Source organism: Flavobacterium sp. PL002 (genome assembly GCF_054165825.1).
On record NZ_CM135110.1, the window covers coordinates 3,693,527 to 3,708,405 of the forward strand.

The 14,879-nt window shown below is 32.6% G+C and carries 13 protein-coding genes; all 13 read right to left on the reverse strand.

From position 1 onward, the window contains the following. Window positions 1–11 precede the first annotated feature (11 nt). Complete coding sequence (locus ACVEGE_RS16170; protein ID WP_192501607.1) at window positions 12–782, reverse strand: ABC transporter ATP-binding protein; 771 nt, start codon at window positions 780–782, stop codon at window positions 12–14. Between the two features lies 1 nt (window position 783). Then, window positions 784–1,542, reverse strand: coding sequence for an MlaE family ABC transporter permease (locus ACVEGE_RS16175; protein WP_173857133.1), 759 nt, complete (start codon window positions 1,540–1,542; stop codon window positions 784–786). Window positions 1,543–1,639: 97 nt separating this feature from the next. Then, the gene (locus ACVEGE_RS16180; protein ID WP_173851891.1) at window positions 1,640–2,104 is read right to left on the reverse strand and encodes a PA2169 family four-helix-bundle protein; all 465 of its coding nucleotides are present in this window, start codon (window positions 2,102–2,104) and stop codon (window positions 1,640–1,642) included. Between the two features lie 219 nt (window positions 2,105–2,323). Then, window positions 2,324–3,226 (reverse strand): YihY/virulence factor BrkB family protein, encoded by a 903-nt coding sequence (locus tag ACVEGE_RS16185; RefSeq protein WP_192501608.1) that lies wholly within the window; start codon window positions 3,224–3,226, stop codon window positions 2,324–2,326. A 286-nt stretch (window positions 3,227–3,512) separates the two neighbouring features. After that, window positions 3,513–3,986: a Dps family protein gene (locus ACVEGE_RS16190; RefSeq protein ID WP_192501609.1), complete on the reverse strand. Its 474-nt coding sequence runs from the start codon at window positions 3,984–3,986 to the stop codon at window positions 3,513–3,515. A 45-nt stretch (window positions 3,987–4,031) separates the two neighbouring features. Continuing rightward, window positions 4,032–4,247 (reverse strand): hypothetical protein, encoded by a 216-nt coding sequence (locus ACVEGE_RS16195; protein ID WP_173851897.1) that lies wholly within the window; start codon window positions 4,245–4,247, stop codon window positions 4,032–4,034. A 443-nt stretch (window positions 4,248–4,690) separates the two neighbouring features. After that, window positions 4,691–6,055, reverse strand: a complete 1,365-nt coding sequence (locus ACVEGE_RS16200; protein WP_173857136.1) for an NAD-dependent succinate-semialdehyde dehydrogenase — start codon at window positions 6,053–6,055, stop codon at window positions 4,691–4,693. A gap of 407 nt (window positions 6,056–6,462) precedes the next feature. Beyond that, window positions 6,463–6,948 (reverse strand): hypothetical protein, encoded by a 486-nt coding sequence (locus ACVEGE_RS16205; RefSeq protein ID WP_173857137.1) that lies wholly within the window; start codon window positions 6,946–6,948, stop codon window positions 6,463–6,465. Between the two features lies 1 nt (window position 6,949). Continuing rightward, window positions 6,950–7,633 (reverse strand): peptidoglycan DD-metalloendopeptidase family protein, encoded by a 684-nt coding sequence (locus ACVEGE_RS16210; protein ID WP_192501610.1) that lies wholly within the window; start codon window positions 7,631–7,633, stop codon window positions 6,950–6,952. A 163-nt stretch (window positions 7,634–7,796) separates the two neighbouring features. After that, complete coding sequence (locus ACVEGE_RS16215; protein ID WP_173851905.1) at window positions 7,797–8,090, reverse strand: putative quinol monooxygenase; 294 nt, start codon at window positions 8,088–8,090, stop codon at window positions 7,797–7,799. Between the two features lie 182 nt (window positions 8,091–8,272). Further along, the gene (locus tag ACVEGE_RS16220) at window positions 8,273–10,681 is read right to left on the reverse strand and encodes an alpha-ketoacid dehydrogenase subunit alpha/beta (protein ID WP_173857500.1); all 2,409 of its coding nucleotides are present in this window, start codon (window positions 10,679–10,681) and stop codon (window positions 8,273–8,275) included. 187 nt (window positions 10,682–10,868) lie between these two features. Continuing rightward, window positions 10,869–13,697: a gluzincin family metallopeptidase gene (locus ACVEGE_RS16225; RefSeq protein ID WP_370566998.1), complete on the reverse strand. Its 2,829-nt coding sequence runs from the start codon at window positions 13,695–13,697 to the stop codon at window positions 10,869–10,871. A gap of 101 nt (window positions 13,698–13,798) precedes the next feature. After that, a complete protein-coding gene (locus ACVEGE_RS16230; RefSeq protein ID WP_173851909.1) occupies window positions 13,799–14,527 on the reverse strand; it encodes an LOG family protein in 729 nt (242 codons plus the stop codon). Between the last annotated feature and the right edge of the window lie 352 nt (window positions 14,528–14,879).

Consider the following 14,879-nt stretch of genomic DNA (forward strand, 5'->3'; position numbering starts at 1 on the left):
TGGTTTATTATTTATATAAAAAAAGAACGAACCCATTCTTCTTCACTGTTTTCTAATTCTTGATAGGTTCCTTCGGCATGGATAACACCATCTTTTAAAATCATAATACGGTCTGCAGTCATTTTGGCGCAAGCCATATCATGGGTAATAATTATTGAGGATGTTTTACGTTCCTCTTGAATACTTAGAATTAATTCACTGATTTCCTTTGATGTGATGGTGTCTAACCCAGTAGTAGGCTCATCATAAAGTATAATTTCAGGTTTTAAAATTAAGGTTCTGGCTAAGCCAATGCGTTTGCGCATTCCTCCAGAAAGTTCTGAGGGCATTTTATCAATTGCTTCCGCAAGACCTACGCTTTCAAGAACATCTTTTATTTCGCTTTCAATTTCTGCTTCAGTAAGGGAGTCAAAATGCCTACGAAGAGTAAAATCTAAATTTTCTCGAACCGACATAGAATCATATAACGCAGCATTTTGGAAAAGAAAACCCACTTTAACCCTGATTTTATTGAGTTCTTGCGTATTGAGTTTGGTGATGTCATGTCCTAGGACTTTTATTTCTCCCTCGTCAGCTTTTATCAATCCTACAATACATTTAATTGTTATGGATTTACCAGTACCTGATTTTCCTAGGATAACTAAATCTTCACCTTTATTTACTGTAAGGTTAATACCTTTAAGAACATGGTTGTCTTCTCCAAAGGTTTTGTACAAATTTTTGATTTCAATTGCAGCAACGTTATTGTTTGAATTATTGTTTAGAGTTTGTTGTTGAGTCATATTAAAAGAATAAATCGGTTATTTGAACGGCTAACATGTCAATTATAAATATGGTTAGAGAAGCAGTAACTACGGCAGAATTTGCTGCTTTACCAACGCTTTCCGTTCCGTGATCAGCAGTAAATCCTTTATAACAACCTATGATTCCAATAAAAAATCCAAAGAATATGGTTTTAATTGTTGCAGGAAATACATCCGAAAAGGTTAATATTTCGAAAACTTTAGCGATATATAAATACAAGCTAGTATCCCCGTGAATGTTGACACCAATATAACCACCTAAAATTCCAATTACATCAGCCAATATTACTAATAATGGAACCATAAAAGTTGTAGCTAGTACGCGGGTAACCACCAAGTATTTAAAGGGGTTTATAGCCGCAACTTCCATAGCATCTATTTGCTCTGTTACTTTCATTGAACCAAGTTCGGCTCCAATTCCAGAAGCTATTTTTCCAGCACATATTAATGCTGTAATTACAGGAGCTATTTCTCTAATTAAAGATAATGCTACCATACCAGGCAACCATGATTCTGCACCAAAACTAACTAGAGTAGGGCGGGATTGTAATGTAAGTACAAGTCCCATTATAAATCCAGTTATAGCCACTAAGGGTATTGATTTGTAGCCTATTTTGTAACATTGTACTAAGCACTCTCTAAACTCGTAGCGAGGGGTTAAAACCTCTTTAAAAAATCTCGTGATAAATAGCGTAATGTCACCCACATCGCTAAAAGTGTTTTTTATGTATGTAGTCAAAACGATCCGTTTTTAATATTAATAATGGAGTAGGAATGCGCGGTCTTAAACACTATTTTTGCGCTATTAAAATTGCATACTAATTTTAATCTAAAATTTATACAGCACTAATAAAAAAATTGTCTTTAAACGACTTGATTTCATAATGTTCTGTATTGATAGAAAAATATTGTTCACTCAACATAAGTTGTTGATTGTCTGTCAATAAATCACGATTACTATAAATTGTATCGTAATACGTTTTCATTACTTCATTTTCATTGATCTCACAGCTAGAAATCAATTTTTTAATGTCTTTATAGATAAAGTTGTTTTTTACAGCGAGCCAGAACTTACTAACCGAATTAAAACTGCTTTTATCTTGTAATGGAGTTCCGCCAAGTTTTATAATTTCTTTGCTAAGTTCCATTTTACATTTTTGACTTGTTTTTTGAAAATTTTCAAAAGCCTTTTTTAAACTGTAGTTGGTAATATCTCTTGAAGCAACTTTGTATCTTTCTATACGATCATTGTTGATTATTATAAATGAATTTAATACGTTTATGGCTATTTCTGGATTCATATTTTTACTATTAAAGAGTTTAACTTCCTTTATTTTGATACTGTAAAGTTCTTTAATAAGTAGGGCAAAGCTGTTGCAATACTTTATGATAAAATTATAATATTAACACTTTTTATGATAAAAGGCTTGTATTTAAATATTTGTTAGTTAATGCGTTACGCCTTTTTTTATGTAAATACCGAATAATATTATAATTATATTTGGTTATCCTTTAACTGTTTAAGTTCTTGAAATACAATTAGGGTCTTGTTCTGCAATATCAGTAGGAGGGATTTCCCCCGAATAAGTTCGGGTATAAACTGCTGTAAACTCAGCTCCAAAAAATAATATCATTGAAGAGTAAGAAACCCATAAAAGTATTAAAACAATTGATCCTGCTACTCCATAAATAGATCCAGGTTCAGCAGTACTAAAATAATAAGCTAAAAGTGTTTTACCAATCGTAAACAAAATTCCTGTTACAAATGCGCCCAGCCATACGTGTTTCCATCTAATTTTAGCATCAGGTAAGATTTTAAACATTAATGCAAAAAGTGCTGAAATAATGGCAAGTGAGAAAATGAAGTTAATAATATTATATAGAAAAATAGTAGAATCGTGGGTGTAGACTTTGAGCCAAGTTCCCATACTAGAAAGTAATGTTGATACCACTAAGGATACCGTTAGTAAAAAAGCAATGGCTAGGATTAATCCAAATGAAAATAAACGTGCTTTTATAATATGTATAAAGCCTTTTTGGGTTTTGAGTTTTACTTTCCAAATCAAATTTAATGTTTTTTGTAATTCTACAAATACTGCAGTTGCACCAAATAGCAAAACGGCAACACCTATTATACTTCCCCAAACAGTTGATTTTTCTTCGGTAGATTTGCTTAAAATCTGACTGACTTGTTTTGCAGTCTCAGAGCCCATTGTACTGGATATTTGACCCATAATATTCTCATTAACACTAGCTGCACCAAAGAAATATCCAGAAATAGAAATTACCAAGACTAATAAGCCAGGAATACTAAAAATAGCATAGTATGCAATTACAGCACTTTGTCTAAACGGATCTTTATCATTCCACTCTGTAAATGTTGTTTTTAAAAGCTGAAAAATATGTTTTATATTGAATTTCATGGGGAGGTTTTTTTAAAATTACTAGGTGATAAAATGTTGCGTAAGTATTTCTATTGGTTATTAACTAGTTTCGATTAACGATAGTACAAAATTCTATATTTAGGATACAAATAAGTTACAAGCACAATTTATTTTATTATAATATTCTCATTTTTAGTGATTATAGGTCGTAAAAAAGGGCTGTTTTGAAACAAAACAGCCCTTTTACCAAACCAAAAAACCAATTTATAAAATGCAGTACTACTAATTATATGAAGTCATTAGTAGCTACACTGCATTACTTTTACTAGTTTAGATACCTTCTAAGTTTCCAAGCCGTAGATTCGTGTTGTAATAATAATGCAGTTAAGAAATCAGCAGTACCTGCGTCACTGTTTTCTTCTTCTGATGTAGTGATGTCTTTTCTTAATTGTACAGCAACTGCTTCGTGATCACTTAATAATTCTTTAACCATATCTTTTTGAGCAGGATAAACATTTGGAGCTTCTTTTAGTCTAGTCATCTCTGCAAACTCAGCCATTGTTCCTATTGTTTTTCCTCCTAATTTGCCTATTCTTTCAGCAATTTCGTCAATATTCACTTCTAATACTTTGTATTGATTTTCAAAAAGCACGTGCATTTCCATAAAACTTTCTCCAGATACATTCCAGTGAAATTTTCTAGTTTTGGTATATAACGTCATTGCATCAGCAAGTGTTAATGAAAGTAAATCAATGCTGTTTTTTAAATTTTTATCTGTAATTCCAATGTGTGGTTTCATAATAATTGTTTTTATTTATATTAATATAATCTGTTTATGATAATCTTATCTTTTTTTGTCGGCAACAACTAGTAAAATTCCGCCTACTACAAGTACAATTCCTACTACTGGAGACCATTGTACAGGATGATTTTCTTCTTTATTGATTTCGATAGGACCAATATCAACTACTTTCTTTTTAGTAACATAATTAAACCCGGTATAGAATACCATTATTGCTCCTATTACTATTATTGCGATTCCTATTGATTTTGATTTCATCTTTAAATGGTTCTTTTTGGTTCATAAATTCTTAATAAACAACAATCATTTCGTTACTTAAAAGCAGTAAAAATTATAATAATGATTAAAAGCTTTTGATCTTTTTAAAAAATAATAAGCTATCTATTTATGATAAATAAAGTAACTTATTTGTTGTTCGTTATTGCTTTAACAAAGGTAGCTAACAAGCTAAGAATAGGCTTTATACTATTACTTTCAAAAGTTATAGTATTTACTGATTTGTATTTTTAAATACATAAACCTTATAAAAAGACTTAATTAAATATCCAAAATTAAGCGGAGATTAAATTGTATTTCGACTTGGCGACAAATAAGAAAAATGAGTTCAAATAGCATTGTATTTTTTTACTGTAATAAATCTAAAGAGCGGTACCCATCAAATGATGAATACCGCTCTTTTACCAACCAATATAATAAACTATTTAACTAACTCTAATCAATTTTTTATTTACAAACTCTTGAATTCCTTGTTCAGACAATTCACGACCGTAACCAGAACGTTTAGTTCCTCCAAATGGTAAATCAGCTTGTGTCCAAGTAGGGGAGTTAATAAATACCATTCCTGAGTCTATTTGATCAGCAATTTTAATGGCATTTTTAATATCTTTAGTATAGATTGATCCTCCCAATCCAAAGGGAGAGTCATTAGCTAAATCAATTGCTTCCTGCTCATCTTTAACTTTATAAAAAGATGCTACAGGTCCAAATAATTCTTCGTAGAAAGTCGGTTCGCCTCTTTTTAAATTAGTCAATAAAGTAGGTTGCATATAAGCCCCTTCTTTAGATGCTCTTTTTCCACCCACAACTACGGTTGCTCCAGCAGCTTCGAATTTTTTCACTTGCTCTAATAAACCTTGTAATGCTTCTTCACTGCTCAAAGGACCAACATCAGTACTTGGATCCATTGGGTCTCCTACTTTTAAAGCAGCTACTTTAGCAGTAAATTTTTCTAAAAATTCATCAGCTATAGCTTCAACTGCAATAAATCTTTTTGAAGCTACACAACTTTGACCGTTGTTATTCATCCTTCCAAAAATTGCTAAATCAACTGTTTTATCAATGTCTGCATCGGCTAAGATGATAAAAGCATCACTTCCTCCTAATTCTAGAACGGAACGTTTAAGGTTTTTACCAGCAGCTTCGGCCATACTAGCACCAGCACCTTCACTACCTGTTAAGGATATTCCCTTGATTCTTACATCTTCAACTAATGCGGTACTTCTTTTACCCGAGATCATTAAATTAGTGTACAAGCCTTCTGGTGCACCTGCTTCTTTAAATAACTCGTCTATTGCAATTGCACACTGCGGAACAATTGAAGCATGTTTTAATAAAATAGTATTTCCTACCATTATATTAGGAGCAGCAAAACGTACTACTTGGTAGAAAGGAAAATTCCATGGCATAACGCCAAATAATACTCCAATTGGACTGCTTCTTACAAAAGCTTCTCCTTGTTCAGGGCTTAATTTTTTATCAGCCAAAAAGGTTTCGGCATTGTCAGCGTAATAATCTAATATGCTTGCACTAAGATCAATTTCCCCTTCTGATTGAGCAAAAACTTTACCCATTTCTAAAGTAATTAGTGTGGCAAGTTCTGTTTTTTTAGCGCGCATTAATTTTGCTACTTTATGAAGTATCGTAGCACGATCTTTATAGCTGGTTTTTTTCCAGTCTTTAAAAGTAGTATTTGAAAGTGCAATAGCATCTTCAACTTGCTTGTCAGTCATTTCATCAAATGATTTTATGACTTTATTTGTAGCGGGGTTTGTTGTTTGAATAGACATATAATTGTAAATTTTAATTAATAAAATATTCAACTACGGGATTCTGATTTTAATACTACCTAAAGTAGTAGTTTCTCATTATATAACCAGAAAATAATGCGGTTGAATTTTGTTTTATAAAATTACAGCTATCTGAGGTAAACGAGTTTGAAAATAAAGTTAAATCTCGTTGGAATTAATATTAATAATAATACAAAATTTAACATTAGGTAATAATATTTGTCTTTCTTATTGAGTCTTAATGACTGATTTATAATTGTTTATTTGTTTTTATTGCTAATAATACTGCGTTAAAATGGGTTTTGGTTTTTATCGAATGTGTGGCGTTTTCGAATAAAAAAGACCAATTACCAATTATAAAACGGATTTTATTAGTGGTAATTGGTCAATTATATAAGGAATGAAAATTATTTCTTTCTTTCAAATGTAGTTTCCCAATCCATTGATTTGATTCCAGAGACTTTGTTTTCTTCATTCATGTAAACTCTAAGCTCTTTATTTGCTACTTCTTTAGTGTACAAAGCTTTGTACCTAAATATGGTTGTTGCATCATCGTAGTCTTTGTAGATTTCAGTTAATTCAATATCTTTAAAATCACCATAATATTGTCGGTAACGGTTGCAGGTTTTTGAAAGCTTTTCTAAAGTAATATTATTGATAATACTTTGTGTAGCTTCATCAGTACTAAAAGGTTTGAATTTTGATGTGTTACAAGTCATTAGAATCCTTTTTCCTAATTCATAAGCTCTTGCTTTTTGTACATTATCAATTGCTGATAGTGCAAGCTTGTTTAAACCCGTTTTTTCAGGTTCAGTGGCTCTAGTTGTTTTAATTGTTGTCGATTTACATCCTGCTAACAGAATTAAGCTTAGGATAATGATAATTTTTTTCATCTTATTTCGCTTTAATTTTTAATAATATATTGGGATCTGGACAATTCTCTAAATAGTAAGCCAATTCCTTTTTACTACAAACGCCAGGATAATCGCCTGAGTACTTTTGAATATCATGAATAACTTGAAAATGCAAGTGAGGTGCATAATCTCCATTTACTGCTGCAGCTCCTAAAGTCGCAATTTGCTCTCCTTTTTTGAAATTAACTCCTACCGATAATCCTTCAAGGCTTTCCATCGATAAATGTCCGTATAAGGTATAAAAAATATGTTCTTGTGACTGATGTTTCAAAATAATAGTTGGTCCGTAATCTCCAAAACCCGAATTATATTGAAAACTATGTACTGTACCCTCCAAAGCCGCTAGGATAGGAGTGCCTGCTTTAATCCAAAGGTCCAAACCAATGTGCATGTTACGCTCCTCAGTTTGTTCGTCCTTAAAGATAGTACTTCTTTTGTAAATATTACGCTCTTCATTATAGCCACCATAAGCAACTTTAGCATGATTAGTTGCTAATTGTTTCTCTATGTAATTTTCAAAATCAGTAGCATTGCCAAGAGATTCGTTTTCTAACGATTTATTAGTAACCGATAAATCAAGCGGAGTATAGTTATTCTCAGAGATGCTTTCTGGAATTACGGCAACGTCTAAGGTATTATGTAATATCGTTTCTAAAATGGTCATGGATAGTGTTTTATTTAGAGTGCTAAAATAAAAAAATTAAAGCCAACATAAAAGATATAGGTTGGCTTTAAAAGGTATAATTTGTTTTACAGCGATTAAAATGAGCTATAAGTAACTTTTTGGCTATTTCTAGCAATCAATAAGTAAAGGAATTACTTTTTAATTATTTGACAGCAATTAAATCTACCATTTCAATTACTGGGTCTTTTGAAAGTAATGATCCTGCGTTAGCCATCAAGGCCTCGGCAATTTTTCCTTCAAGATGTGCTTTTCTTCCAGCTTCAGTTTCAAAAGTATCAAAAATACCAAAAGTTGATGGTCCTAATTGCAAACCGTACCAGTTAACAGTATCTGGTTCGTCTAATACTAACGGTAAAGCACTTTTTAAAAATGCAGCAACTTCTTCTTCTTTTCCTGGTTTAGCTTCTAATCGTGCTAATAATGCATATTTTTCCATGATGATCTATTTTATTTAGACAATAAAAGTACTACTAATGACTTTTACATTTATATAGTTTAACTATTGTTCAATCTAAAATTTAACAACTAGCCATTCTAAATGGTTTAATGAGTAATTTATAAAAACAAAAAAATCCCAAACTAAATAGCTTGGGATTTGAATTATATAATTAACAATGCTTAGTATAAATTAGGAAACTTAGCAGGATTTACCTCGCTCATCATTGCATAGACTTTTTCGTAAATATCTTCAGTAGAAGGTTTAGAGAAATAATCTCCATCAGTACCGTAAGAGGGTCTATGTGCTTTTGCAGTTAATGTTTGTGGTTTGCTGTCTAAAAAGTTGTAACCATCTTGTTGCTCAATGATTTGTTGCATGATGTATGCTGAAGCTCCTCCTGGAACATCTTCATCAATTACTAATAAGCGATTTGTTTTTTTAATACTTTCTACTAAGTCTTTATTGACATCAAATGGGAGTAAAGACTGTAAATCGATAATTTCACAATCAATTCCTATTTCAAGAAGCTCTTTAGCGGCTTGCTCTACTAATCTTAATGTAGATCCGTAAGAAACTAAAGTAATATCAACACCTTCTTTGATTGTTTCTACAACACCAATTGGGGTTTTAAATGCTCCGTAATTGGTAGGAGTTTGTTCTTTTAATCGGTAACCATTTAAACATTCAATCACTAAAGCAGGTTCGTCACACTCTAATAAAGTATTGTAAAAACCAGCAGCTTTAGTCATATTTCTAGGAACAAGAACATGAATTCCTCTAACGGCATTTATGATCATTCCCATAGGAGAACCAGAATGCCAGATTCCTTCTAAGCGGTGTCCACGAGTACGTATAATTAGTGGTGCTTTTTGCTTTCCTACTGTTCTATATTGTAGTGTCGCTAAATCATCACTCATGATTTGAATTGCGTATAACAAGTAATCTAAGTACTGAATTTCGGCAATAGGGCGTAAACCACGCATGGCCATTCCAATTCCTTGACCTAATATAGTTGCTTCACGAATACCAACATCGGCAACACGAAGTTCTCCATATTTTTCTTGCATTCCTTCTAAACCTTGGTTAACATCACCAATAGTTCCAGCATCTTCACCAAAAATAAGCGCTTCAGGATATTTTGTAAAAATAGCATCAAAGTTATCACGTAAGATCATTCTTCCGTCAGCTTCTTCTTTGTTACTTTCATTATAAGTTGGCAACACTTCTGCTACTGAGAATACATTCAAATCAGAGTTGGAGTGCAAGTGACTGCTAAAATTGGGTTGTGTTTTTACAGTATAATCGGTGATCCATTGTGATAATTTGGCTTGACCACCTTCATTAATCAACAGTCTCAACGTTTTACGCGCAGCAATTAAAATCTCTTTTTTCAAAGGATCCTTAGTGGTTTTTAATTGTGCAACTAGTTTTAAAATTGCTTCTTGCTTTGTGCTGTTAGCCGCTAGTTCCTCTAATAAACTAACTAGCTCTTTTTGCTCTTCAACAATAGGATTGATAAAAGCTGCCCAAGCTGCTTTTTTACCTTCTAATACTTGTTTTTTAGCATTAGTATCAATTTCGTTCAATTCTTCTACAGATGCAATATTGATGGCAATCATCCATAAACGCATTTGTCTAATACAGTCAAACTCTTTTTCCCAAGCTAAACGGTTGGCGTCTTTATATCTTTCATGAGATCCTGATGTAGAGTGTCCTTGTGGTTGTGTCAACTCATTTACATGAACTAGAACCGGAACGTGCTTTTCACGAGCAACAGCCGAAGCTTTCTCATAAGTAGCAATCAAATCAGTATAATCCCAACCTTTTACTCTCAAAATTTCATAACCATCAGCGTTAGTATCGCGTTGGTATCCTTTTAATATTTCTGAGATGTTTTCTTTTGTAGTTTGGTGCTTAGCGTGTACTGAGATTCCGTATTCATCATCCCAAACACTAATAAGCATAGGTACTTGTAATACTCCAGCAGCATTTATTGTTTCAAAGAATAATCCTTCTGAGGTACTTGCGTTTCCTATGGTTCCCCAAGCAATTTCATTACCATCTATGGAGAAGTTAGCTTTGTTTTTGATTCCGCTAACTTTTCTATATATTTTAGATGCTTGCGCCAATCCTAATAAACGAGGCATTTGCCCGGCGGTAGGAGAGATATCAGCACTTGAGTTTTTTTGTTTTGTTAAGTTTTTCCAAGAACCGTCTTCGTTTAAACTATGGGTAGAAAAATGTCCGCCCATTTGTCTTCCTCCTGACATAGGTTCTTTTTCAATACTTGTATTTCCATACAAACCAGCAAAAAACTGTTCAACAGTTAATTCGCCTATTGCCATCATAAAAGTTTGATCACGATAATATCCAGAACGGAAGTCACCATTTTTGAAAAATTTAGCCATTGCTAGCTGTGGCACTTCTTTACCATCTCCAAAAATCCCAAACTTTGCTTTTCCAGTCAAAACCTCTCTTCGTCCTAATAAACTACATTCTCTACTAATCATAGCAGTCTTGTAATCGTTCAAAACTTCAGTTTTAAAATCTTCGAAAGTCAAAGTAGTATTAGCTTTTTCTTTTATCATAATTGCAAAGTATAACTTAGTGGTGCAAATTTACTTAAAAAGTGTTGATTTTCATAATTGATTAAAGGAAATATAATTTAATATTTGCTGTATAATTTTCAGTATAAATATTATTTTTTTTGATATGTGTAATTTAATAGCGCTTTTACTGATGATAATTTAATTTAATGATGCTAAAAATATCATTTTAAAACCATTTTCGGTTAAATAAATTGATTAAAATTTTTGGAGATAATGTAATAATAAACCTGATTTTTTCATTGTATTTGTTTTGCCCTATTTCCCAACCATTTGAAGAGTATATCGGAAGGTAGATTTCAAAATAATCAGGAACCAAATTCAGCCGTACGCCACTGTCAAATAAAAACTGTTCTTTTAGAGTTTTATTCTTGATGAATCCTGCATCACCGTAAATTTCGAACCAATTAAAAAGAGCGTAACTCCCGTTTAGTGTTGTAATCCATTGGTTTGCGTAAGCTGTGTTTAATTTCGATTTAAAACCTCCCTCGGCTACAATTAATTGCTGACTAAAAAATCCCGTACTTTCTGAACGGCCGTAGTAATTGTAATCAAACAAGTAATCAGTAGGCCTGTCTAAAGCAAAACTGTAGTAATCAGAATTGGTTTTGTTGTATAAAAAACTTCCCGCATACAAACGCAAGCTAATTTGCTGGTTATTCTCAAAAAGTTTTCGGTATTCAATCTCTGCTGCTAGTTTTCCAAATTGGCTTGCAAGTTGCAAATCAGTCATGAAACTAAGGTGGTTAGTCACTTCGGTTTTCGTATTGAAATACTTGGCGTTAAAAACAGAATAATTTTCGGCTGGTTGATTGGCTAATAGTAAACTTTTTTCTTTATTGACTAAAACTTGCCTTACTAGAATGAGTTGCTTTCTATTGTCTCTATAGTCTTCCTGCCTAATTCGCAGCTGTACAGTAGGGGTTATTCTTAAGTATGTGGCATCTGGTGCGTAATGAAAATAAGATCCTCCAATGGAATAACGCACATTATAAAGTTTACTTTCCCGATAATTTTGATTCACCACAAATGAAGCCGAACCTGAAAAAGACCTCGCCTTTGTAGAATAAGCAGGATTAACATCAAATAGAAAGGGTTTTTCAAGAATGGTTTTGTTATGCAGCCGCAATCCAGGTGATAAACCATCGTAGAGGTTATAGGAGATTGAAGGGACATATAAAATTTGGTTGTAATACGGATCCTCTAAATCCTTCATAAAGACAAATTTTATAGGGCGATTATTGGGAAAAAAGCCCTTTAAAGTCTTCCAGTTATTTCTTAAGTTGTATTCCGGAACTTCATTTTTATAGTTTAAAACTAGTTTATCGGCTGCTTTTCGTTCAATAGTAAAAATAGTATCGCTACTTTTTGGCTCCAGCCATTTTTTAAAGACAATGCCGCTTTTATTGATGCCATAAATAGGTACTGGAACCACAACTCCTGTTCTGTTTTTAATGGTAAAGGACACACTATCTTTGGTTTTTGTAGCAGGGCCAAATTTATAATCAACTAAATCTCTTGAGTTGATAATGGTCTTGAAAAACCAATTGATATCCTTAGTAGTATTCGATTTTAATAAACTTTCAAAATCGTGACTGTTTTGCTGCTTGAAAGCATTGTTTTTATAAAATGTTTGAATACTATTGCCCACAATGTTGTTGCCTAAATAATTATCTAAGAAACGCAAACTAAGACCGGCGCGGTATTTACTAGCAATTTGTTCATTAAATTTGACCAAAGCATTTTTAGAACTTGCCAGCGGTTGGTCCAGGTTTTTTCGAGCCATTAACATATAGAAATAACTGTATTGCTCGTTAAAGTCAAGATTGGTCAGGTTATAACTTTTTAATATTTTAAAACGAGAGGTGCTCCCTAGCATTTTACTCTTTGGATGATTGATTTCTATGTATTTCATCATTGCATAAACTTGAATTCCGTCATAAATCCAACTGTCTTGACGGTTATCAAGACGCAAACTGTTTTTTAAATACGCATTCAAATAGGTCTTTAAAAACTTAATCTCATAAGTGAATTCATTCGTAAACGGACTAATAAATGCCGGTAATTGATTCAGTCCATAAAACGGATTTCGATCATAATCCGTTTGCGAAACGATTATTTTGTCCTCAGGATATTTCCCTATAAAATCAGTAGTAAAACTTACCACACGGTCAATAAGTAAAGCTTGCTGAATGGTACTAATTTTAGTTTCTTTAATATTAGTAAGGACTTCTAGCGCATCATTTTTAAAACTATAAAACGCGGATTTGGGCGCTATAAAAAGACCAAAATTGATGTTGTTTTTTCCGCTAAGGCTATAAGTCGAATATTGAGCATCCTGAGATAATAATTCCGTTTTTAAATCAGAGGTTACTTCTTGACCCAGCGGAACCTTTAAAGTAATCTCTAAATCAGTAGCGCCATTGACAATATCGTCTAGATTTTCATTGCTATAGATTACAAAATCATGATTCTCATAGCGGGCAGGAGTGAGGTACCAGTTTTTTAAAACCAGAGCACCCGACTCTTCATAACCAAATTTAGTAAACTGAGCACTAGGGATTTTGACGGTATAAGCAATCTTTAGTGTAATATTTTCATGTGGAAGTAAAGGTTGTCTTAAAGTAATAGAAACTACATCAGGATTTTTATCAGTTCTATTCCAGTTGTAATAGAATTTACCAGTATCCACAATACTTATAATTGTTGTTTTGCCTCTTTCGGCTTCTTGAGCCAAATGGAAACCACGATAAAACTCATCCGAAAAACGTTTAGCCAGCGGCGTATTCACATCTGCATACGCGTTATTCCAATCGTTTAAAACCAATTGGTATAGCGTATCATTAGAATCATTTACAAAAGTAAGTTCCTGATCAATTGTTAGGATTTTAGTATCCATATTTGCCGTTACAACCATCGCAGTGTGATGTTGTGCATACTGTTTTATGGGAAGGCATAAAACAAAAAAGGAAAGCAAAAATAAATAATGTGATTTCAAATAGAGTGGGGTTAAAATGCTTTCCTAAGGTACATTTTTTTTACCACGCTTTTAAAAAAGGCCAAAAAAAAAGCTGTTTTATAAAAAAAACAGCTCTAAGCTTAAAAGTTAGGTTTCAAATTGTATTTCTTATAGAAATTATCTAAAACAGTGACCACTTCGTCCTCCGTATCTACAATTTTTATTAGTTTTAAATCATCAGGACTAACCGTTTCAAAACGTTCAATTAACATTGTTTCTACCCATTGCATTAAACCCGACCAAAAACTAGTTCCTACTAATATGATAGGAAATTTAGCAATTTTCTTAGTTTGGATTAAGGTAATCGCTTCAAATAATTCATCCAAAGTTCCAAAACCACCTGGCATAACCACAAAACCTTGTGAGTACTTTACAAACATCACTTTACGAACAAAGAAATAATCAAAATTCAAGTTTTTATCTGCGTCAATATACGGGTTAAAATGTTGCTCAAACGGCAATACAATATTCAACCCCACCGAAGTACCACCACCAAGATGCGCTCCTTTATTACCAGCCTCCATAATTCCAGGTCCACCACCAGTAATCACACCATAACCAGCTTTACTAATTTTATAGGCAATTTTCTCAGCTAATTTATACGAATCATGATCCGGTTTTGTTCTAGCCGACCCAAATATAGACACACAAGGACCTATACGCCCCATAGTTTCGTATCCATTAACAAACTCGGCCATAATTTTAAAAATAGCCCAACTATCATTTGTTCTAATTTCGTTCCAAGTCTTCTGTTTCAATCGGTCTTGGATTATTTTATCCTCATCATTGTCAAAATCTTCTAATCTCATTTCTTATTTATTTTTAACGATTATTATCTGGAGCTATTTCCTGCTGTCTACTGTATCTTTTTATTTTTATAAAGAAAAAAATAAAAAGGATGCCGTGACCATCAGGGCTAAAAATCCAGAATACTAAAGTACTTCTTTTTTTAAAAAACTACGCGCAAACTCTTTTTTTATTTTAGAAAAAGCTTAGGCTTTGCTTTATAATTCTTCCATTAAATAATCAAAAACAATACCATTCAATGGAATTTAAACAAGAAAAAACTTAATATTTAATGTTGAGATGAGAAAAAGAGGTGTATATTTGATGATATATAGAAGTTGGCAGAAATAGTACCGCAGAATGGGAGAAAACAGA

Excerpts from the sequence above, each read along its gene's own strand:
- ACVEGE_RS16205 (WP_173857137.1), bottom strand. The coding sequence starts at position 6,948 with ATGAAAAAAATTATCATTATCCTAAGCTTAATTCTGTTAGCAGGATGT.
- ACVEGE_RS16220 (WP_173857500.1), bottom strand. The coding sequence starts at position 10,681 with ATGATAAAAGAAAAAGCTAATACTACTTTGACTTTCGAAGATTTTAAA.
- ACVEGE_RS16190 (WP_192501609.1), bottom strand. The coding sequence starts at position 3,986 with ATGAAACCACACATTGGAATTACAGATAAAAATTTAAAAAACAGCATT.
- ACVEGE_RS16180 (WP_173851891.1), bottom strand. The coding sequence starts at position 2,104 with ATGAATCCAGAAATAGCCATAAACGTATTAAATTCATTTATAATAATC.
- ACVEGE_RS16210 (WP_192501610.1), bottom strand. The coding sequence starts at position 7,633 with ATGACCATTTTAGAAACGATATTACATAATACCTTAGACGTTGCCGTA.
- ACVEGE_RS16230 (WP_173851909.1), bottom strand. The coding sequence starts at position 14,527 with ATGAGATTAGAAGATTTTGACAATGATGAGGATAAAATAATCCAAGAC.
- ACVEGE_RS16185 (WP_192501608.1), bottom strand. The coding sequence starts at position 3,226 with ATGAAATTCAATATAAAACATATTTTTCAGCTTTTAAAAACAACATTT.
- ACVEGE_RS16170 (WP_192501607.1), bottom strand. The coding sequence starts at position 782 with ATGACTCAACAACAAACTCTAAACAATAATTCAAACAATAACGTTGCT.
- ACVEGE_RS16200 (WP_173857136.1), bottom strand. The coding sequence starts at position 6,055 with ATGTCTATTCAAACAACAAACCCCGCTACAAATAAAGTCATAAAATCA.
- ACVEGE_RS16215 (WP_173851905.1), bottom strand. The coding sequence starts at position 8,090 with ATGGAAAAATATGCATTATTAGCACGATTAGAAGCTAAACCAGGAAAA.
- ACVEGE_RS16195 (WP_173851897.1), bottom strand. The coding sequence starts at position 4,247 with ATGAAATCAAAATCAATAGGAATCGCAATAATAGTAATAGGAGCAATA.